At 60.3% G+C, this 19,796-nt stretch carries 17 protein-coding genes; 7 read left to right on the top strand and 10 right to left on the bottom strand.

From position 1 onward, the window contains the following. The first annotated feature begins 121 nt into the window (after positions 1–121). Positions 122–1,012 carry a rhamnan synthesis F family protein gene (locus ACJ2A4_RS07725; RefSeq protein ID WP_408872379.1) on the top strand — a complete coding sequence of 297 codons (891 nt, stop codon included), beginning with the start codon at positions 122–124 and terminating at the stop codon, positions 1,010–1,012. Here ACJ2A4_RS07725 and ACJ2A4_RS07730 read toward each other — a convergent pair. Together ACJ2A4_RS07730 and ACJ2A4_RS07735 are read right to left on the bottom strand one after the other, a co-directional pair. Then, positions 1,009–3,681, bottom strand: coding sequence for a glycosyltransferase (locus ACJ2A4_RS07730; protein ID WP_408872380.1), 2,673 nt, complete (start codon positions 3,679–3,681; stop codon positions 1,009–1,011). The genes ACJ2A4_RS07725 and ACJ2A4_RS07730 overlap by 4 nt on opposite strands. 114 nt (positions 3,682–3,795) lie before the next feature. Continuing rightward, positions 3,796–5,175, bottom strand: coding sequence for a beta strand repeat-containing protein (locus tag ACJ2A4_RS07735; protein ID WP_408872381.1), 1,380 nt, complete (start codon positions 5,173–5,175; stop codon positions 3,796–3,798). A gap of 1,273 nt (positions 5,176–6,448) precedes the next feature. On the opposite strand from ACJ2A4_RS07735, the gene ACJ2A4_RS07740 reads away from it, so the two are divergent. Next, entirely contained in the window at positions 6,449–8,446 is a 1,998-nt protein-coding gene (locus ACJ2A4_RS07740) for a glycosyltransferase (protein WP_408872382.1), read from the top strand. 114 nt (positions 8,447–8,560) lie between these two features. Here ACJ2A4_RS07740 and ACJ2A4_RS07745 read toward each other — a convergent pair whose 3' ends face one another. Beyond that, on the bottom strand, positions 8,561–9,952 hold the full coding sequence (locus tag ACJ2A4_RS07745; RefSeq protein WP_062500245.1) for an NAD-dependent succinate-semialdehyde dehydrogenase: 1,392 nt from the start codon (positions 9,950–9,952) through the stop codon (positions 8,561–8,563). Between the two features lie 92 nt (positions 9,953–10,044). Beyond that, positions 10,045–12,081 (bottom strand): NAD(+) synthase, encoded by a 2,037-nt coding sequence (locus ACJ2A4_RS07750; protein WP_408872383.1) that lies wholly within the window; start codon positions 12,079–12,081, stop codon positions 10,045–10,047. 192 nt (positions 12,082–12,273) lie between these two features. Between ACJ2A4_RS07750 and ACJ2A4_RS07755 the strand changes: the two genes are divergently transcribed. Beyond that, positions 12,274–12,450 carry a DUF1328 domain-containing protein gene (locus tag ACJ2A4_RS07755; RefSeq protein ID WP_083541185.1) on the top strand — a complete coding sequence of 59 codons (177 nt, stop codon included), beginning with the start codon at positions 12,274–12,276 and terminating at the stop codon, positions 12,448–12,450. Positions 12,451–12,457: 7 nt separating this feature from the next. Here the strand turns inward: ACJ2A4_RS07755 and ACJ2A4_RS07760 are convergent, their stop codons facing one another. The 6 genes from ACJ2A4_RS07760 to mlaD are packed head-to-tail and all read right to left on the bottom strand — an operon-like array spanning position 12,458 to position 16,519. Continuing rightward, positions 12,458–12,973: a disulfide bond formation protein B gene (locus ACJ2A4_RS07760; RefSeq protein ID WP_408872384.1), complete on the bottom strand. Its 516-nt coding sequence runs from the start codon at positions 12,971–12,973 to the stop codon at positions 12,458–12,460. Beyond that, entirely contained in the window at positions 12,964–14,307 is a 1,344-nt protein-coding gene (locus tag ACJ2A4_RS07765) for a trehalose-6-phosphate synthase (RefSeq protein ID WP_408872385.1), read from the bottom strand. Before ACJ2A4_RS07765 ends, ACJ2A4_RS07760 begins: the two co-directional genes overlap by 10 nt. Beyond that, positions 14,295–15,017 carry a trehalose-phosphatase gene (gene otsB / locus ACJ2A4_RS07770; protein WP_194259335.1) on the bottom strand — a complete coding sequence of 241 codons (723 nt, stop codon included), beginning with the start codon at positions 15,015–15,017 and terminating at the stop codon, positions 14,295–14,297. Before otsB ends, ACJ2A4_RS07765 begins: the two co-directional genes overlap by 13 nt. A 48-nt stretch (positions 15,018–15,065) precedes the next feature. Further along, positions 15,066–15,752 (bottom strand): DUF2155 domain-containing protein, encoded by a 687-nt coding sequence (locus ACJ2A4_RS07775; RefSeq protein WP_408872386.1) that lies wholly within the window; start codon positions 15,750–15,752, stop codon positions 15,066–15,068. Continuing rightward, positions 15,749–15,991, bottom strand: a complete 243-nt coding sequence (locus tag ACJ2A4_RS07780; protein ID WP_062510651.1) for a hypothetical protein — start codon at positions 15,989–15,991, stop codon at positions 15,749–15,751. The genes ACJ2A4_RS07775 and ACJ2A4_RS07780 overlap by 4 nt, the downstream gene beginning before the upstream one ends. 3 nt (positions 15,992–15,994) lie before the next feature. Further along, on the bottom strand, positions 15,995–16,519 hold the full coding sequence (gene mlaD / locus ACJ2A4_RS07785) for an outer membrane lipid asymmetry maintenance protein MlaD (protein WP_194259338.1): 525 nt from the start codon (positions 16,517–16,519) through the stop codon (positions 15,995–15,997). A 197-nt stretch (positions 16,520–16,716) separates the two neighbouring features. On the opposite strand from mlaD, the gene ACJ2A4_RS07790 reads away from it, so the two are divergent. The 4 genes from ACJ2A4_RS07790 to ACJ2A4_RS07805 all read left to right on the top strand — a co-directional run bounded on the left by ACJ2A4_RS07790 (position 16,717) and on the right by ACJ2A4_RS07805 (position 19,789). Beyond that, complete coding sequence (locus ACJ2A4_RS07790) at positions 16,717–18,240, top strand: vitamin B12-dependent ribonucleotide reductase (protein WP_408872387.1); 1,524 nt, start codon at positions 16,717–16,719, stop codon at positions 18,238–18,240. 143 nt (positions 18,241–18,383) lie between these two features. Beyond that, positions 18,384–18,752 (top strand): AtpZ/AtpI family protein, encoded by a 369-nt coding sequence (locus ACJ2A4_RS07795; RefSeq protein WP_408872388.1) that lies wholly within the window; start codon positions 18,384–18,386, stop codon positions 18,750–18,752. Next, a complete protein-coding gene (locus ACJ2A4_RS07800; protein ID WP_408874127.1) occupies positions 18,730–19,479 on the top strand; it encodes a F0F1 ATP synthase subunit A in 750 nt (249 codons plus the stop codon). Before ACJ2A4_RS07795 ends, ACJ2A4_RS07800 begins: the two co-directional genes overlap by 23 nt. 82 nt (positions 19,480–19,561) lie before the next feature. Beyond that, positions 19,562–19,789, top strand: a complete 228-nt coding sequence (locus tag ACJ2A4_RS07805) for an ATP synthase subunit C family protein (protein ID WP_408874128.1) — start codon at positions 19,562–19,564, stop codon at positions 19,787–19,789. Positions 19,790–19,796 lie beyond the last annotated feature (7 nt).

Genomic DNA, 19,796 nt, shown 5'->3' on the forward strand with positions numbered 1-19,796 from the left:
TAATGCGAACCGAAGGGCGGAGCATCTATCTCCTTGGGATGTCTCTGTCTTTCCTATAGAACCGCTCCGGAAACAACCGTATATCACGAATTTAACGTTTCTTTCTTAAACAGGACCGCCCGTGTCAGCTTCTGTCTGCCTATTTGCATATTACAGCACAGAAACGAAAATTCCTCATCACACACGTCATCTGCTCCGCCAGATTGCCTCCTGCGGCTTCACGATCCACATCGCCGCCTCGGGCCTTTCAGAAGCTGCGGCCCAGTCGCTCAGAAACGATCTCGCAGAAGGTCCCGCCGCTGTTGCCGCGACGATCCATCCGCGTCCCAATGCCGGACTGGACTTCGGAGCTTGGCAGTTCCTGCTCTCTCTGGGATGCGACCGCGACGCTGCCGAAATCCTGTTCGCCAATGACAGCGTTTTCGGCCCTCTCCTTCCGCTGCGCCCGATCGTGGAGCGGATGCGGGAGAAGGAGCTTCAGGTGTGGGGCATGGTCCGTTCGGAAGCCGTGGTGTCCCATCTGCAATCCTGGTTCCTGTGCATGACCCGGGACGCTCTTGACCATCCGGCCATCCAGCGCATCTTTAATCAACCCTTCACCGAGATGAGCAAAGACGAAATCGTCCTGCACGGTGAGCTTGGTCTTGGGCTGGCCATCACGGCCGCCGGTCTTTCCTCGGAAGCGGCCTGGAGCAATCCCCGCGGCCTTGCACGCCTGCTGGCCCTCAATCCCATGCATACCGACTGGCGCACGGTCCTGCGCTCCGGACATGCTCCCTTCATCAAGACCGAGCTTCTGCGTGACAATCCCAGCGGAATTGCGTCCACCCATCTGTGGAGACAGGAAATCCCGGATCCGGCATTCTTCAATCCGGACTGGATCGCGGCTTATCTGGCTTCAACACCACCGCGCAGCCGCGCCAAACGCGCAGGTTTCCGGGCTAGGATTGTGCAGGCCCTTGCCAGCGAAGACCGCCGGCACGCACTCACGGCCCTGCTCCTTGGCCGCTAGACCTCTCGCCCGCAGGCCTGCTTCAGGAACTGGTAAAGTTCGTCTGCCTGCGTGTCATATGTCGCCAGACAGTCCTTTTGGGGATTGATATAACCGTCGAAACGCCCGCGCACATCCAGAAGCGCGGAAACAGCCTCCGCCAGCGTCTGCGACTTTCCATCCAGCGGCAGACAGGTTCCATTCACTCCATCCACCACATCTTCGGACTGCCCGCCAGGCGACGTCGTGACAACCCAGACATCCCGCGCCAGCGCTTCACGCACTGTCAGCCCGTAGCTTTCCTTCCATTGCGATGGAAAAAGCAGCACATCGATCTGGTCATAGAAATCGTCCAGTTCCGCCTGCGTGTAAGCCGGTACAACCCGAAGCCGTCCACGGACCGACCAGTCTTCCGGAAAAATGGACTGAAAGCCGAGATTGAGCTTGTTATCGACCAACACAAGCTCCCAGTTACTCCGCGACAGAGACTGCATGGCCTCTTTCAGCAGATCATATCCCTTGACGGCTTCGGTCCCCCCGACAAATCCAAACCGCAATGGCGACCTGGCAATCCGCGCCCGACGGGAACGCTCCGGCCAGCGGAATCCGTTCCGGTTGACCACGATGCGGTCAGGAGAAATGCCATTAGCCAGATAGAGATCCCGATGCGCCTGTGACGGGCTTATGAGAAGCGCCGCTCCTTCCAGAGCCTGCCGCATCACGACATCCCGATCCCGGAGATGTCGTGCGCCCGGGACACAGGCCTGACAGACCGAAAGGTCGATGATCGTCTGAAAACAGTAACGCCCATCGGCGCGGACCATGAACTGCCGCTCGCACAGCCACCAAGCATCGTGAAGCGTCAGGACATACGGAATCCCTTTCTCCTGACAAACTCTCAACAGACCTGTTCCGAGTCCCTGTGCCGCATGAACATGCACCACATCCGGTCGAAACGCGTCCAGCACCTCCGAAAACCGGGAAGCCATCGCCGGGTTGTCCAACTGCCCCAGACCGCCCTGATCATCGGGCAGCACAGAAGCAAAGACCGTCATGCCATCCACATCGTACCGGATGTCGCCATCAGGAATATCTGCAACAGACGGCCTGGATGTCACGACGCCAACCTGTGCCCCTTTGCGAACCAACCGGCGCCCCATTTCTTCGGCAACAATCGTCGCTCCCCCGAACGAACGGGGCGCGAAATAGACATTCGCCATCAGGATTTTCAGGGCCTGCTCTGGCCTGTCCACCGGAACACCAAACAGGGCACGGGCCTGACTCTGCGCCATGGCTTCCGGAGCATACCGCGCCATCACGTCTGCATACGCGGCATCAGCCAGTCGCTTGCGATAGCCATCATCCCGCGCCAAAAACAGAAACCCGTTTCGCCACGCTTCCGCATCCGCAGCGAGAAGACCGTTTTTTCCATCACGCATGATGGTCAGAAAGGCCGCACAGGGAGAACAGATGGCAGCAACCCGGACTACAGCCGCTTCAAGAAACTTGATGTTGCTCTTGCAGTCGTTGAACAGTGTCCGCTCCAGCGGTGCAATCGCAATATCCGTCTGTGACAGGGCCCGCAGATAGTCCGGATATGACAGCTCTGTCAGACGCTCAACCCGGTCTCCGAAGCGACTGAAAGCCGAAGAGAGCTGCAACTGTCCAATTACCCTCAGGCACAGCCGAGGCTCTTCAGCCATCGCCGCAAGCAAGCCTGCCTCGGCCTGTCTGAAATCGGCATCATGGGTGTTTGTCCCTGATCCATAAGATACCCAGATCCGGTCCGATCCCTGATGCACGGGAAGCGATGAGGCGATCCTGAGCGTGTCCGCATCCAGGGCATTCTCAAGGACAGCGACATCACTCAAACCCGCATCGCGCATCGCATCTGCAAGAGCCTGAGTCGAGGCAATCCCATGCCCGCAGGCCAGCATGCACCGACGAAAGAGCACCACGCCCGAGATCAGAAGGTCACGTTCCGCTGCGGGAAGCGTCTCAATATTCCCGTTCTGTCGATATTCGTCCTCATCAAAAATGAGGTCGTCCACCTCCCAGCGCGGCGCCAGTCTCAGCCGATGCGCCTCCGCCACCAGCTTCAGAACATCATCGAACCCTGGAACCCGATAGAAAATGACGTGGGTACATAGCTGCAGGGCCGACATGGCTTCGGCAATGTCGCGCCAGTCCACGACCTGAACCGCCCAGCCCAGTGCTTTCAGGAAATCCCGTTTCTGCCAGACGCGATATTTGGCACACTGCCGAAGACTGAGCTCGGCAATGATCAAAATCTTTGGACTTAGTCCATCCGTTACAGGGCTGGCCGTTCTGTAAGGATGATCCTGACCCGTTTCGCCCTGCAGACCCGACAGGCCCGTATGCGTCCGTCGCAACCGACGAAAACGGTGAATAGCAGTCTTCCTGATGCCCGAGAGACCCTCCCGGCCCCAGAGCCGCAGCAAACGTTCCGGCAATTCGCGTACCGGCCGTCCTGAAAGCAACTTGCCCAGCATCAGGGCCCGAACTGCTCGCAGAGGAACCGTCACACGCCAGGATAATGAGGTCTGGATCAGGGAAAGCTGACGCAGAAGCTTCTGGTTTTCCCTCTGCAACTCCTCGGCTCTCAGACCATTCAGCCGGGCTGCACTTCGATAGCTGTCGGTCAGGGTATCGCGCGGGTCATCCCGCATTCTGTCTGGCTTTCACAAAAATAAAAAAACTAACGTAGAAACACGAAAGGCCGGACCCTTGCGGATCCGGCCCTCCTGAACAATTCAGGTTCTGTCAGATGACAGAAGCCATCATTAGCTCAGGTTGAAGTTCGAAGCGTTCAGATCGGTAACACCGACGAACGTGATCTTGGAGTTGTCGGACAGCGCGATCGTGGTGTTGCCACCAGCAACCGTTGCGCTCGACAGAACATTCGCCAGACCATTGTTGTTCTGAAGGCCGTACTGATACAGGGCCATCAGGTTACCAGCTGCGCTGCCGAAGTCGGTGATCGTGTAATCACCACCAGCAGTGCCCTTGGTCAGGGCAAACAGGTTGCCAGCGCCCGAACCACCCGTGAGGGTGGCTGCGCCCGAACCGCCCACCAGCGTATCGGAACCGGAACCACCGATGATGGTTTCGTTGCCCGTACCTGCGAAGGCATGCAGCGTGCCGTTGGAGGAAGCAGCCGAGACGGTCTCGTTGCCTTCGTTGCCAACGAACAGGTTGGAAGAGCTTGCAGACCCACCGACCAGCATCAGGTCAAGACCCGAAGCGCCGAACAGCGTGGACGTACCAGCGGAAACGGTCGTTGCACCCGTGCCATTCAGGAACGTCAGAGCGCCCGAGGCATTGATCGAGTTGGCCGTACCACGAACCTGCCACATATCGGCAGATGCCGAGATGGTGTCGTTCAGACCGCCCGAAACGGTGCTCATGGCGCCGGTCGAGAAGTAGGTGCTGGAGCTGCCGCCAGTGATGAAGCTGTTGTTGCCGCCCGAAACGGTGTTGTGCGACGTCGTGTCGTAAACCGTTGCGTTTGCGCCCAGCGTGACCACGGAGCTACCACCCAGAAGGGTGACCGTGTCGGTACCGGTCGTGCCACCGATGGTGTCCTGACCTTCGGAACGAACGACGTTCGTACCGCTGCCCAGATCGATCTTGTTGTTGCCAAGACCGGCGCTGACGGTGTCGTTACCGTTCGTGCCCGTAATGGTGTCGTTGCCGTCACCCGTGGCAATGTTCCAGTTCCCGGTGGTGCTGCCACCGCTGAACGTGTTGTTGCCAACGCCACCGACGAAGGTGCCGTTCTGGTTGCCAGCCGTCATGGACACACCGGCATAATCACCGGCGAGAACACTGATGTTGCTGGCCGTGCTGCCAGAGACATCCAGGCTGACTGCAGAGTTCAGCGTGTCCTGACCCGTCGTGGAGTAGCTACCAACAGAGATGTACTGCGTGGTGCTGTCCGTGAGGGAATACTGTCCCCCCTGGCTGATCAGGCCATGACCGGCATTGCTTCCGGAAGAAGCGTTGCTACCCGGAACCATGTCATAAGAATCAAGCCCGCCACTAGTGTGGAGGGAGGACACAGCATTCTGATACTGCTGTGCCAGCAGCTGGGTCTGCCCACCATTGACCGTGACCGCAAAGGTCTGGCCGGAGGCGCCAACTACTGTAGTAATGTTAGCCATTACCATGCACTCCTAAAAAAGGTTGCCTCGCACCGGCGGCCCTCGGACCACCCAAATGATCGAGCGACGAGTCTTGGATATATCAGAGCGAGATTGCCAAAAGCAATCCACTTTGCACACGATACAAGGATTCACTGCCCGTCATTTGAGGATTCAAGATACCATACCGTCAACGAGTTCTCCGTTTTCATTATATGGAAACGGGAAAGAGCGGATGATCCGGCTCTTCAATCAAATCCTTTTATATCGAAAAAGTTCCGTCAATGTTAATTTCATAAGAAATAAATATCAGCAATATTGCATCGATCCATACCGGGCTGCACTTCCCGTCTTCTAAACCCCACCGCCCCTCACAGACACAGCGATCCTGACAGGCCCATTCGTGAATTTCCCAATTCCCACTTCACATTCCCACCCAAAAGCGGACCATTATCTGGCATGTCTGGCGCTTCTGCTGGTCGCCGAAAAATCAGCCCCCCGAAACGTCTTCCGTTCGCAGGACAACCTGGATCACATTTCCTTGATGGTCTGGCTGACAATAGTTCTGGCTGAGGAACAGGGCCTGACCGCTGCCCGGATCGAATGTGCACCACGTCTTCACACCCAGATCCGTCCTGCTCTTTGCGCAGCATTGGAAACTTACTGTTCGGCACTGGACATCAGGATTGTTTCCTCGACGAACGATAATCGCAGCGTCACCCTCCCTCTGCTTTTCCACGTTTCCGAGAACGCCACGGCCAAACCCTCATCCGCACCCGTTCTTCAATTCGGATCACCTTCTGCTCAGGGTGTCTTTGCCCTTACTCCGGATACAGCCCTGATTGATGCGGGAGAGTCGCCATTTCTGAAATTCCTGCTGTCAGATATGCCGGAAAGTCAGGTACTTCGTCACAGTATCCGCCTCCTTCTCGATGACGATCGAAAAACCCGCCACATCCTTTCCCAGACCAAAGCCATCCAGCAGTCATCGCTGGAGAAGACACAAACCATTCAGGATCTTCGCGTCTCTCTCCGGATGCTGTCCACCAAAACAAGGCGTCTTCTGGCAGACCCGCCATCACAAGAGACGGCAAGCATAGCCCCCGCACAGCCAGCCACAGACACGCATCCTGACGACGCTGTCCCCTCCCATTCCCCAAAATCTTCATTCTGGCGTCGGGCATATCGGCGACTGAGACGCTCCATACACCCACCTTCCCTGTCACCTGAGATTCCAGTTCAGGAAACCGACTCACAGGGAACACCTCCTGCTCCGGCACCAGCATCTTTCTCTGTGCGTCGTGTCCTTTTCGTCGCGGGCGAGCCCGATACACCAGGTATCCTCTACCGCTGCCATCGCAACGCGGCGGCGGCCAGGGATGCAGGCTTTGAAGCCAGGGTCCTGTCCTGCGCCTCAGTTAGCTATGACGATATCCACTGGGCAGACGTCATGGTCCTGTGGCGCGTGGAGTACAGCGGCCATGTCAGTACCATCCTCGATCTCGCCAAGGCCGAAAACGTCATCACCGTCTTTGATGCGGATGATATTGTTTTTGTCCCGCATTATGCCCGCATTGACATGATTGACGGCATCCGTTCGGTCGGCGCTACTGAAGCCCGTATCGAGCAATGCTTCTCTGACATGCGTCGCACCTTCCTGCGCTGCGATCAGGGATCGACCACAACGGCTGAACTGGTCTTTGCCATGCACAGCCTGCGGCCCGTGGTGCACCTGCTTCCCAATATTTACGATTTGCCCTCTCTCCAGCGTGCCCGCCTTGCACTGCGCATGCGTGGTGAACCCGGCCGCGTGAACACCGGAGACGGGCTGGTCCGCATCGGTTACGCGACCGGATCACGAACCCACCAGCGGGATTTCGCACCCATCTGTCCTACAATCGCGGAAATCCTGCGCCAGCGCCCTCAGGCCCGCCTGGTTCTGTTCCGCGAGCCGGAGACCCATCGTCCTGTCCTGCTCATGGAAGAATTTCCGAGCCTGATCCCGGTCCAGGACCAGATCGAATGGCGCGACATGGTCCCCCTCGACGAACTGCAGGACGAGTTCGCCCGGTTCGACATCTCCATCGCGCCTCTGGAGACCGGAAATGTCTTCTGCGAAGCCAAAAGCGAGATCAAGTTCTTCGAAGCCGCCCTCTCCGGAGCGGCAACGATCGCGTCCCCGACCGGTCCGTTCAGACGGGTTATCCGTCAGGGAGAAACCGGCTTCCTGACTGATACGCCGGCTGAATGGTACGAAGCCCTGATCGAACTGATCGACAACCCGGAACGACGTGTCCGGATGGCACGCGACGCCTATCATTCCGTCCTGTGGCCCTTCAGCCCGCAGGCACAGGCGCGTCGCATGAAACTTGCCCTGATGTCCATGTCCGACGATGAGGCAGCCGCTCTTTCAGTAGAAACCCACCTCGCCAGAGACCGGCTTGCGTCCCCCGGCCTCCCTGTCATCCCACCCAGCCAAACGCTCTTCCATCATGATGCGCTCGGTGAGGCGTCCGTTACGGTCGTCATCACGTCCTATAATTATGAAGCCCATCTTCTGGACGCGCTTGAATCCGTCGCAGCGCAGACCCTGCTTCTGCTGGATCTGATCGTCGTGGATGACGGATCATCCGATGGCTCGATCGCTTTGGCCCGGACATGGATGGAACGGCATTGCGACCGTTTCAACCGCCTGATCCTGCGCCAGTCCGTTGCGAATGCCGGACTGGGCGGTGCACGCAACATCGGAATGGATGCGGCAGAGACCATCCATGTCATGCAACTGGATGCCGACAACACCCTGCGACCTGAAGCCTGCGAAACGCTTCTCGACTCCATGAAGGATGGCACGGCCTATGCCTATCCGATCATCGCCTGCTTCAACGAAAAGGGATCGGTCCTGCTGGACATGAGCGCAGACACCCATCAGCAGCCGGGCACGCCCGAACTTCTTGGTGATCTGCCGTTCAATCCCTTTTCCCTCGTCTCGGGAAACAGGATCGACGCCATGGCCATGGTCACCAAATGGGCCTGGGCTGCCGTTGGCGGCTACTATGTTTCACGTGAAGCAATGGGCTGGGAAGACTTTGATCTGTGGTGCTCACTGGCGGAACGCGGTCTCCCGGGCCATCATGTTCCGCAGATTCTGGCCGATTACCGCCAGCACGAGACATCCATGACAAATGCTTCGACCGAAAAAGACGCCCATAAGGCCCGCGTCGTGGCTTTCGTTCAGGCCAGACATCCGTGGATCCGCCTTAGCGCCGAACGCGCAACGCCCCGGAAAAACTGACGTCGCCCTTCTAATCGGTATAAAAAAAACCCGCTCCCGGACAACTCCGGAAGCGGGTTTTTCATGACCTGAAAGATCGAACCGGGCTTCACGAAGAAGCCCGATACGCCTTGATCAGAACGGTGCGTCGATATCAACAACGTCGATCAGCTTGTGATTGACGAATTCCTTGATACCCAGACCGATCAGCTCACGGCCATAACCCGAACGGGCCACGCCACCGAACGGCAGGTCAGCCTTCACCATCGTCGGATGGTTGATATAGACCATGCCTGTATAGATCTGCTCGGCAACCTTCACGCCACGCTTGGTGTCCTTCGTGAAGACGGATCCACCCAGACCGAACGGCGAGTCATTGGCGATACGGATGGCATCGGCATCGTCCTTGGCACGATACAGCTGCGTCACCGGACCGAAGAACTCCCACAGACGGGCTTCATTGTTCTCGTGCAGGTTGGTCATCAGCAGCGGCTGGAAGAAGGCGCCCTTCTCGGGAACCGGGTTACCAATGGTTTCGACAACCGCACCGTGCTTCTTGGCTTCCTCGACCTGAGCCTTCAGATCGTCTGCAGCCTTCTGCGAGGACAGCGGTGCCAGCGTCGTGGACGGATCCATCGGATCACCGGCCTTCAGCTTGGCCACTTCTGCCTTGTACAGCTCAACGAAGCGGTCATACACGGCATCCGCGACGATCAGACGCTTGGCTGACACGCAGACCTGACCGGCATTCCAATGGCGACCAAAGGCAGCCCACTTGGCGGTCTTCTCCAGGTCGGCATCGTCCAGAACGAGGAACGCGTCAGAACCGCCGAGCTCCATCGTGGACTTCTTGAGAGCCTGTGCAGCGATGCCGGCAACAATGGCACCAGCCCCTTCGGAACCCGTCAGAGCCACGCCACAGACGCGCGGATCCTTGAGGATCGTTTCCGTGTGATGACGGGCCGTATAAAGGTTGCGGAATCCACCCTTCGGCAGACCGGCTTCCTTCATCAGGTCATCGAATGCGGCAGCACACTGCGGCACGTTGGAGGCATGCTTGAGAATGACCGTATTACCGGCAGAGAGCTGCGGTGCAATGATGCGGGCGATCTGGTAAAACGGGAAGTTCCACGGCTCGATCGCGAACACGATGCCCTGCGGCTGATGGATCAGGACGGCTTCGCCTTCCTTCGGGTCGGCAACCGGCAGCTTCTCGGCCTTCAGCAGCTCTTCGGCATGCTTGGCATAATACTCGAAAATCTCGGCGGACAGGATCGTCTCTGCCTTGGCTTCGGCATAGATCTTGCCCATCTCCAGCGTCAGGAGCTTGGAATACTTGTCGATGTCACGGCGCAGTATGTTCGCCGCTGCCGTCATGATTTTGGCGCGCTCTGCGAACGGCGTGTGACGCCAGCTCTTGAAGGCGTCATAGGCTTCGGTCAGCGCGGTCTGGACTTCCTGGTCGGTTGCTTCCGGGAAGGTCTTGAGCGTCTCACCGGTATAAGGGTTGATCGTAGCGTAAGCCATGACGAGTCATGTTCCTATGTGGTGACGGGTTTCCAACATATTGGCACGGATGCGGGCAGACAAAACCCCCCACATTCCTGGACACCAAAACTTCACGGATGTGTGTTCGTTTCAGGGAGATTATCACAAAGTTCCTCAAGCCACGCTTTCGCCGTGCTGTCAGACGGCGCCCGCCAGTCTCCCCGTGGCGAGAGGGACCCGCCGGAAACGAGCTTCGGACCATTGGGCATGGCCGAGCGCTTGAACTGGCTCGTCCCGAAAAACCGCCGCAGAAATACTTCCATCCAGTGCCGGATTTCTGCGAGATCGTACGAAATCTTCCGGTCTTCGGGATAATGCGCAGGCCAGTCGCCACGCGATGCATCACCCCAGGCCTTCTCCGCCAGAAACGCGATCCGGGACGGACGGAACCCGTGACGCAGGATATGATAAAGCGTGAAATCCTGAAGCGGATACGGCCCGATCGTCTGTTCGGTACTCTGCACCCCCTGTCCGGTATCGGGTACCAGCTCCGGCGTAATCTCCGCATTGACGATCTGTTCCAGAACCGCCCCCACCACACCGTCGCCCAGTTTTCCATCCCGCGCCAGCCAGCGGATGACATGCTGGATCAGCGTCTTCGGCATCCCGGCATTGACGTTATAGTGGGACATCTGGTCCCCCACGCCATAGGTGCACCAGCCCAGCGCCAGCTCCGACAGATCCCCCGTCCCGATCACGATCCCATTGCGGTAATTGGCGATCCGGAACAGAAAATCCGTCCGCAGCCCCGCCTGTACGTTCTCGAACGTGATGTCATGGACGGGCTGCCCCTCCGCAAAGGGATGACCGATCCCCGCCAGCATCGTCTGCGCCGTCGGCCGGATATCCAGTTCGTTCACTTCAACGCCGAGCGCCTCCATGAGCGCATGGGCCAGCGAGCGGCTTTCGCTTCCCGTCGCAAATCCGGGCATTGTGTAGGCGAGGACATGCGTCCGGGGCCAGCCAAGCTCATCCGCTGCCCGCACTGCAACCAGCAGCGCCAGCGTACTGTCCAGACCGCCTGAAACACCGATCACGGCCCGCTGCGCCCCACTCGCCTGCAACCGCCGGCGCAGCGCACTGACCTGAATGGTCCAGCCTTCGTAGCAGTCCCTCGCGAGTGTCCGTGCATCGGATGGCACGAACGGAAACCGCACGACTTCCCGTTTCAGCCCCAGATCCGTCCTCGGCGGCGCAAGCGTGAACTCGATCGTCCGGAACGCTTGTCCCGACTGCCCGAACTGCCCCGTCCGCATCCGCTCCTGCCGCAGCAGATCCAGATCCACATCCGCGACCACCAGCCGCTCACCCTGCGGGAAACGGTCCGACTGCGCCAGAAGCCGCCCCGCCTCATGGATCGAGACCTGCCCGTCCCAGGCCAGATCGGTCGTGGACTCCCCTTCACCCGCCGCCGCATAGGCATAGGCTGTCAGCGTCCGCATGGACTGCGCCTGACACAGAAGTGACCGATCATCTGTCCGCCCGATCGTGACCGGTGATGCCGACGGATTGAGAATGACCGTGGCTCCTGCTTCCGCAAGCTTCCCGCTCGGCGGAGACGCCACCCACAGATCCTCGCAGATCTCCACGCCCAGTGTCAGCCCGCGCACATCCTCGGCCTGAAACAGCAGATCCGTCCCGAACGGCACATCCTCGCCAAACAGCCTGATCGTCCCGGATGTCTGGAGCCCGGAGGTGAAATGCCGTGGCTCATAGAATTCCCGGTAGCGCGGCAGATGCGACTTCGGGACCACACCCAGAACCCGCCCGCGATGCACGACCGCCGCACAGTTATAGAGCAGGTCCCCCCGCACCAGCGGCAGCCCCACCACGGCAACGGACAGAAGCTCCCGCGAGCCCGCCATAACCTGCCGGAGGGCCTCAAGCGCCCCGTTCAGGATCACATCCTGAAACCGCAGATCTTCCAGCGTGTAGCCCGTCAGCCCAAGCTCCGGAAACACCACCGCCGCCACGCCCTGCCGGTCACACTCACGCAGCACCTCCAGCGCCCGTTCCCCGTTAATGCGCGGTTCGGCAAGCGTCACTGGCAGCGTGCAGGCAGCGATCCGGGCGAATCCCTGATGATACAGGGAGCGAAACAGGGTCATGACGGTCCTCCGGCAGGCAGGGCTTCCGGATTCAGAACTCCTGCCCATGGCAATATCGAAAACAGGGACTGTGCAAACAGCCCAAAAATAAAACGGATGTTACGAAAATGAACCTGTTCACCTCGCCGCCGTTCAGCCTTTTCAAACCCCGCTTCTCCGTCGGAGGGCGCTACTGACAAAGGAGACATTCTCATGGACCTGCTGCGCTGGACCATTGCCTTCCTTATCCTCGCCCTGTGCGCCGCGGTGCTGGGCTTTGGCGGAATTTCGGCAGATTTTGCCTATATCGGCAAGATTCTTTTCTTCATCTTCCTGGTGCTGCTGATCGTCAGCCTCGTCTTCGGACGCGGACGCGGCACACGCCTCTAATCTACCCTCAGCGTCGGGAGCGTCCCATGCGGGCGCTCCCGACCAGAGCAACCACAAACACCACAATCGCGTACAGTCCGCCCAGCTCCGTCATGGAGATCGGCAGACCGAACAGATAATCCGGCGAATCACACGGCTTGTTCGGCCGTGCCGGCATTGTGGACATCCAGTCCTTGAAGTTTCCTCCATGAAATACCGGAGCCCGGCACTCAGGCGCGGGGCTTGGCCAGAACTTGTGTTCCACGCCGGCATGGAGCACAGCGAGCCCGATGCTGGTCATCAGGCACAGAATCCCCAGAAAAACCCCGTATCGCGCATAGCGCTTCGGCAGCACGATCGTAATGATCCCAAGCCCGATCAGCACCCACCAGGGGCGCCGCTCCCACAGGCACAGCTCGCAGGGCGCAAGCTGTAACCAGTGTTCGGCAAACCAGACCACGCCGAGGGCCACCGCCCCCGCCAGAACATACAGACCGCCCAGTGCAGACGTTGAAACAGGGCGGTATGTTCTGTTCAGTGGCATGAACGGATTGCCTCCAGGCTATCAAGGAACTGCTTGGACCAGCTGCCCGCGGTGTTGCGGGAAACTTCGCCATACATGGCCGACCATGCCGCATGACGGGCCTCGACGTCCATGGTCAGGCCGATATGCAGCGCATCCGCCATCCCTTCGGCATCCAGCGGATTGATCAGCAGTGCCTCGGGCATTTCCGGAGCCGCCCCCGCAAACCGGGACAATACCAGCACGCCGGGATCATCCTCATCCTGAGCTGCGATGAACTCCTTGGCGACCAGATTCATGCCATCGCGCAGTGGCGTGACAAATCCCACATCCGCCATCCGGTAGAGCCCGGCGAGAATATGCCGCCCGATCGGCCAAGTCGTGTAACGGATCGGAACCCAGTCCGGCGTGCCGTAGGCACCGTTGATCGTCCCGACCAGCCCGTCCAGCTCTTTCTTGAGCAGACGATAGCTCTCCACCCCGCCGCGGGAGACCGGCGTGACCTGAAGGAACGTCACCTGCCCCCGATGCTCGGGATAATTTTTCAGAAGCGCCGCAAAGCCCTTCATCCGCTCCGGCAGGCCCTTGGAATAATCCAGCCGGTCCACACCGATGATCAGGCGCGTCCCCTCAAGCGTATCGACGATCTTCGTCACTTCGTCGGAGGCGGCACTTTCGATCGCCTGCTGGCGGAAACTGACAGGATCAATCCCGATCGGCACGGCCTCAACGGCGGGTTTGAGACCGTAAACCTCAAAGCATCCCTTGAGGTTGGTTTCGTCCTCGGGCGTCTGCACCCCGATCAGATCACAGGCCGCCAGCCCGGTCAGCAGCATGTCGAGCTTGGGCAACAGCCGCGCCACACTCCAGGGCGGAAACGGAATATGCAGGAAGAACCCGATCAGGCCCTTCACGCCCCGGTCCCGCAGCATCCGTGCCAGGGGGAACAGGTGATAGTCATGGATCCAGATCGTATCGCCCGGTTCCAGAAGTCCGACCAGCCGGTCCGCGAAGACCTCGTTGGCCGCATAATAAGCGTCGCAATCCTCGCGTGTGTAGCGGATCAGATTGGTGCGGTAATGGCACAGCGGCCACAGGACACCATTGGAAAAATTCAGATAGAAGCGGTCGTATTCTCGCTTCGTCAGATCGAACGTCACATAATTGACGTTCCCGACCTGCTCCTGCTGGACCGGCCGTTTGGCAGCATCTTCATGCTGCTGCCCCGACCATCCGAACCACAGGGTTTCCTTCGTCTGTATCGCGTCATACAGCCCGACCGTCAGCCCCCCCGCGGGCTGCGTACGCTCCCCCGGGGCAGGTGTCCGGTTGGAAACAATGATCAGGCGCCCCATCCACGTCCCTCCGACAGATCATGCAGCCAGCGACGGAACGTGGCTGCGTCTGGAAAATCATCAGGGATGAGCCAGCCTGCGCCCCCCATCTGGTTCGCCGCCCTCACCCCGTCCCGGTCTGTAACGTCGTCACCGACGAAAAGTGGGCGGCGTCCTTTGAAGGGCGCCTCAGCCATCAGTTCCTGAAGCGCCATTCCCTTGTCGATCCCCAGAGGACGCAGCTCTATGGCCATCTGCGCATCCTGAAGATGGAACCCCCCGCTTTCCACCGGCCAGGCCGACGTCAGCTCCCGAAAAGCGGATTCCGCCTCGGGAGCGCGGCGATAATGCAGCACCATTCCAGCTTTTTTGTGTTCAACACTGGCACCCGGATGATCTGACGCGGTTTTTTCAGCCGCATTCACCCAATGCGCGGGGACTACGGGCAGCTCGCGCTCGCGCAATGCCTGTTCGGGAGCGGGACGCACGACCACACCGTGCTCGCCCGCCACGGCGTAGGGAATACCCGGCAGGAAATGATCGATCTGGGCAATGGGACGCCCCGTGATGATCGCAAGCGCACCATCGAGCATGTCCCGCAGACGCAGCAGATCATCCGTCAGCCCATCCGGGACGCGGACACTTTCGGGAGTGGGGGCGATGTCGACGAGTGTGCCATCGAAATCAAGCAGCAGAGCCGCCTGGGACGGAGAAAAGGGAACCTGAATCATGAAGCTGTCATTTCTTCCTGTTTCTGGATCATTCCGCCCCATCCGATGCTATTCGAGACCGGGATCGGCCTCGGGAGGCGGAAGAGGCTGACCCGAAGGCTGCGCTGGTGCAGCCGGAGCAAGGGACGGCGCCGCACCACTGGGGGGCGCGAGCGGAATAGGATTATGACTGTCCGGAGCAAGCGGTACAGGACCACCCGAGGCAGAACCGGGCTGGGATGCCGGAGCATCGCCGCCCTCTTCCACCGGAACCTCCGCACTGGCGAGCACGGGTGCCTTCACCACAGGCAGAGGCCCCGCCTGCGGTGCCGTCGGCGTTCCCGCGCAGGAGACAACGCGCACATCGTACAAAGGGCTGCCATAAGTCGCGACAGAAGGTTCCTGCGCCAGCATCCAGCCATCGAATGGCGGCCGCTGCGGATCGCTGCTGTCCTTGAGATGCAGCAGGGCTCCGGCATCCGCCGCCAGCGTCTGCGGCCGGCTGACACAGGCTTCAACACCCACCGAAAGGCTGTGATAGGTCGCGCTGCCACCGACCGGAATTGTCAGCAGTTCCAGATGCGCATCCAGACGGTCCAGCACACGCACCACAGCCTGTGACTGTCCCTGCCAGGTTGCGGCCGGATACATTGCCGGAGGCGCCACACCCGTCGCTGCCCGGACCGACGCACTGCCCAGCAGGAGCGCTCCAGCCGCGCCACACAGCAAAACCTTTGCGGGATGCCGCTTCATCATGACGATTGTTCTCCAGCCCCGCCCTGAAACGGACTTTTCAGATCGGACAGCATGGCCTGAAATGTCTGCAGCATGGCCTGAGGCGCAACACCCATCAGGACGCCGTCATCAAACGCATCCTGCAAGGCCTGCCGCAGTTCTGCATCGTTTTCCCGCAAGATCTGCACCTTCTCCGCACAGGAGACAGGGTTTCCTTCGTGGTCCACCCACAGAAACGCATCTTTCTGCGCATCCGTCATGGCTCAGGGCTCATCCGCAAGACTACCCGCAGGCGGCTTGCCCGCAGCAGCCTTCTGGCTCTTCTGCAGCGAATCCGTCACGGAGAAAATGAACTTGCTCAGCAGCTGCTCCAGACTGATCGAGCCCTGCGTCTCGGTCATGACTCCGCCAGCCTTGACCATCGAATCCGCCCCGCCCGGAGACAACGCGATATACTTGCCGCCCAGCAGACTGTCAGAAGTCACGATCGCCGCGGAATCCGTCGGCAGCTTCACATCGGGTGCGAGTGTAAACGTCACCTGGGCCTGAAAACTCTTGGGATCGACCACGGCCCCGGTTACATGCCCCACGGTAATGCCCGCAAGCCGCACATCGGAACCGACCGTCAGGCCGTCAATCTGGCTAAAGGACGCATGAACAGGGTATCCCCCGTCATCGCTCTGATGATGCCCGACCATGGCCGCAACCAGAAGACCCGCAAGACAGGCCAGGACTGCGAACCCGGCCAGAAGCTCCAGCCGGTCATGGCGGACCGTGACAGCGCTCATGACGTTACCCTCGTGAAAATCATCCTTCCTGCACTACCCGACTCCGCTTCGCGCGTCCAATCCTCCCGCAGAAATCGTCCCGATCGCGTGCAGGAAAAATGTTATCCCCCATATCCCCATGTTCCCGCCCATTAGCGGCCTTCCGAAGGCCCTTTTCCGGCTTACGGCCCCATGGTCGCAGAGCGTAGATTCGCAGCATGACAGCTCGCCTTCACTGGACCGGCGTTCGCATGAGGACGCTTCAGGTCATGACCGACCCCGACGACAGCGCCCTGCGCTCCGTCACCCTTCCTGCCGCCTGGGATGACGAGGCCGCGCAGGCCCTCGCGCAGATCACCCTGAATGGTGGGCCGGTCAGACTTGCCGCGGAGGCCGCTCGCTGGGTGGACACGATTGAAGCGTGCCCGCCCCTGCCCGGCACCCCGGCCAACACGCCGTCGCCGGGCCGAAGCCTGTCCTATCTTTTGCTGATGCAGCAGATGGCACCGAACGCGGCACTGTGGCAGTGCCAGCCGGATGAAACACCCGGCTTCACCATTCGCCTGTCCAGCTTCGTGCAGGAAACCGGATTCGCTGCCGAACATTTCGTCGCCTGCCTGCGTCTGGCCTGCGATGCCCTGCGCCGCCTTCACGCCGCGACCCGGATCGAACGCACAGGTGAGCTGCCCCTGTTCGATCTCCCCGCGAAGCCGGAAGACGAAGCCGCAGGACTCATTCTCCTGACCGATCTCGATGCCTGCCTGGCAGCCCTCGGCCTCGACTATGACAGTGACGACGCCCGCAACGCCGCCTGCGCCATGGCCGCGCTCGCCACCACCGTGGCCCGCGCCGGAACGAAGCTGTCCCCGCCTGCCATTCCGGAATCGCCCCTGTCAGGGCTGCGAACCCTCGCGTCTTCGGTCTGTGCTGCCGAAGAGGGACGGCATTTCTGCCCGATCGAAACCGGATTTTCCTCCCCGGCCCCGACCGAAGGACTTCTGGGCGTCGAAACCTGCGGTCTCGCCTCGGCTTTCTCGCCCCTGCGCGAGGATGGACATCTGCGCGCCTCCACTCTGGCCCGGCTGGCTGCCCGTGGCCTGACTCCCGAATCCGCTCTGGCGCTCGCACTGGCTGGCGAAACCCCGCTGCCACCCGTTCGCCCACAGGCTCAGGCCGCCATGCATGCCGCCCTGAAGAACGCCGTGGACTTCCTGCCTGCCGTGCCCGAACCCGATCTGGCCGATCTGCAGGCCAGACTGGCCCGCGGCGTGCGTCGTCCGCTCCCCATGCGCCAGACCGGCTTCACGCAGCGTGCAGCCGTGGGTGGTCACAGTCTTTTTATGCGGACCAGCGAGTTCGAAGACGGCACGCTCGGTGAAATCAGTCTCACCCCGCCTCGCGAGAGCCCCATGGCCCGCGGTCTGATGGACTGCCTCGGCCACGCTGTCAGCATTGGCCTGCAATATGGCGCTCCGCTGGAGGCTTTTGTGGAGCGATTCGCCTATACGCGCTTCGGTCCTGCAGGCACCGTCGAGGGCGATCCGTCGACGGCTTATGCGACCTCCATGCTGGATTATGCCTTCCGCACTCTGTCGGAAGCCTATCTCGGCGAACACATGCCCGATGCCCCCCGGATCGAACCCAGTTCGGAAGATCCTGCCCCCATGCTGCCCTTCGGACGCGGCTCGGGCGAGACGCCGGAATGGAAGGACCGCGGGCGCCGCCTGAAGTTGGTCAGCTAGGCCGGAAACAGGTTTCGATGGCTCCGGCGAGCAGAATACATTGACAGTCAACGGACTCGCCGGTAGCTAGCGCCTGCGCTGAGAAGGAATCCGGTTAAATGACCGGGTAAGAAGGATGCGTACAGGGTAAGGGATCAGACCTCATGGGACACGCCCCTGCCGGTGACGACGGAAACTTCGACGAACGCCTCCGGCGTGCGCGTCAGAAGCTCGATCCCCATTCTGGGGAATTCGCCGTAACCGACGAGGGCAATGGTGACAGTTCCATGTCATCCCTTGGACTGGCGATCCGCGTGGGAACCGACCTTGTGGCGGGGCTCGCGGTCGGTGTAGCCATTGGCTACGCGCTGGGTCACTGGTTCGGGTACAGGGCTCTGTTCCTGTCCGTTTTCGCCCTGGCAGGTTGTGGTGCCGGCATGTTGAATGTCTGGCGGGTTTTGAAGGATTCGGACATGGTGTCCGGACCGAAAGATGACGGGAGAAGCCAGCGTGGCAGCCGGATCGACGATTGACGCGCTCGGACAGTTCGAGCTCCATCCGGTTCTTGGACATCTGGGAGAAGCCCTGCGGTTCTCGCAGTCGCCACTGTTCATGCTGATCGCCGCTGCCGTCGTTCTGGTCGTCCTGTATATCGGAATGCGCCCTGCCGCCGTTGTGCCGGGTCGTCTCCAGGCCGCCGCCGAGATCAGCTACGACTTCGTCCATGATCTTGCCGTCAGCACGATCGGTGAAAACGGCACGACGTTCTTCCCGTTCATCTTCGCGCTGTTCTTCTTCATCCTGGCCGGCAACTATCTCGGTCTGCTGCCCTTCTCCTTCACGTACACCAGCCACATTGCCGTGACCTTCGGTCTGGCCATCATGGTGTTCGTTATCTCGATCCTTGCTTCCATCCGCTTTCAGGGTGTCGGCTTCCTCAAGCACTTCCTGCCCGCTGGAACGCCTGTCTGGCTTGCTCCGCTGCTGGTGCCGATCGAGCTCATTTCTTTCCTTTCGCGTCCGGTCAGCCTGTCGATCCGACTTTTCGCCAACATGGTGGCGGGTCACGTGCTTCTGGAAGTGTTTGCCGGCTTCACGATCATGCTCGCCGGTCTGGGCGCATTCGGCCATGTCCTGGCTGTCGCCCCGATCGCGATCAACGTCGCGCTGACGGCCCTCGAACTGCTGGTGGGTGTGCTGCAGGCCTACGTGTTCGCCATCCTCACCTGCATCTATCTGCGTGAGGCCGTCGCTCACTGAGCCACACCAGCTTCGCACTAACCCTTTAATCGACCCAACAAGGAACCTGACAATGGACGTTCAAGCCGCTCACGAATTCGGCATCAGCATCGCCCAGGCCGCCCGTGACCTCGGTGCCGGTGTTGCCGTTTTCGCCCTCGCCGGTGTCGGCATGGGTCTCGGCAACATCTTCTCCACGCTGATCAGCTCGGTTGCCCGCAACCCGGCCTCCCGTCCGCATGTCTTCGGCATCGGCATGCTGGGCTTCGCGCTGACGGAAGCCGTCGCGCTGTTCGCCCTGCTGATCGCCTTCCTGATCCTGTTCGCCTGAGGTCGAA

This window comes from Gluconobacter roseus, assembly GCF_046058915.1.
GTDB lineage: Bacteria > Pseudomonadota > Alphaproteobacteria > Acetobacterales > Acetobacteraceae > Gluconobacter > Gluconobacter roseus_A.

Bases quoted from the DNA above. Each gene is read 5' to 3' on its own strand.
- ACJ2A4_RS07730 (WP_408872380.1), bottom strand. From the start codon at position 3,681: ATGCGGGATGACCCGCGCGATACCCTGACCGACAGCTATCGAAGTGCA.
- ACJ2A4_RS07735 (WP_408872381.1), bottom strand. From the start codon at position 5,175: ATGGCTAACATTACTACAGTAGTTGGCGCCTCCGGCCAGACCTTTGCG.
- ACJ2A4_RS07745 (WP_062500245.1), bottom strand. From the start codon at position 9,952: ATGGCTTACGCTACGATCAACCCTTATACCGGTGAGACGCTCAAGACC.
- ACJ2A4_RS07750 (WP_408872383.1), bottom strand. From the start codon at position 12,081: ATGACCCTGTTTCGCTCCCTGTATCATCAGGGATTCGCCCGGATCGCT.
- ACJ2A4_RS07755 (WP_083541185.1), top strand. From the start codon at position 12,274: ATGGACCTGCTGCGCTGGACCATTGCCTTCCTTATCCTCGCCCTGTGC.
- ACJ2A4_RS07760 (WP_408872384.1), bottom strand. From the start codon at position 12,973: ATGCCACTGAACAGAACATACCGCCCTGTTTCAACGTCTGCACTGGGC.
- ACJ2A4_RS07765 (WP_408872385.1), bottom strand. From the start codon at position 14,307: ATGGGGCGCCTGATCATTGTTTCCAACCGGACACCTGCCCCGGGGGAG.
- otsB (WP_194259335.1), bottom strand. From the start codon at position 15,017: ATGATTCAGGTTCCCTTTTCTCCGTCCCAGGCGGCTCTGCTGCTTGAT.
- ACJ2A4_RS07775 (WP_408872386.1), bottom strand. From the start codon at position 15,752: ATGATGAAGCGGCATCCCGCAAAGGTTTTGCTGTGTGGCGCGGCTGGA.
- ACJ2A4_RS07780 (WP_062510651.1), bottom strand. From the start codon at position 15,991: ATGACGGATGCGCAGAAAGATGCGTTTCTGTGGGTGGACCACGAAGGA.
- mlaD (WP_194259338.1), bottom strand. From the start codon at position 16,519: ATGAGCGCTGTCACGGTCCGCCATGACCGGCTGGAGCTTCTGGCCGGG.
- ACJ2A4_RS07790 (WP_408872387.1), top strand. From the start codon at position 16,717: ATGACAGCTCGCCTTCACTGGACCGGCGTTCGCATGAGGACGCTTCAG.
- ACJ2A4_RS07795 (WP_408872388.1), top strand. From the start codon at position 18,384: ATGGGACACGCCCCTGCCGGTGACGACGGAAACTTCGACGAACGCCTC.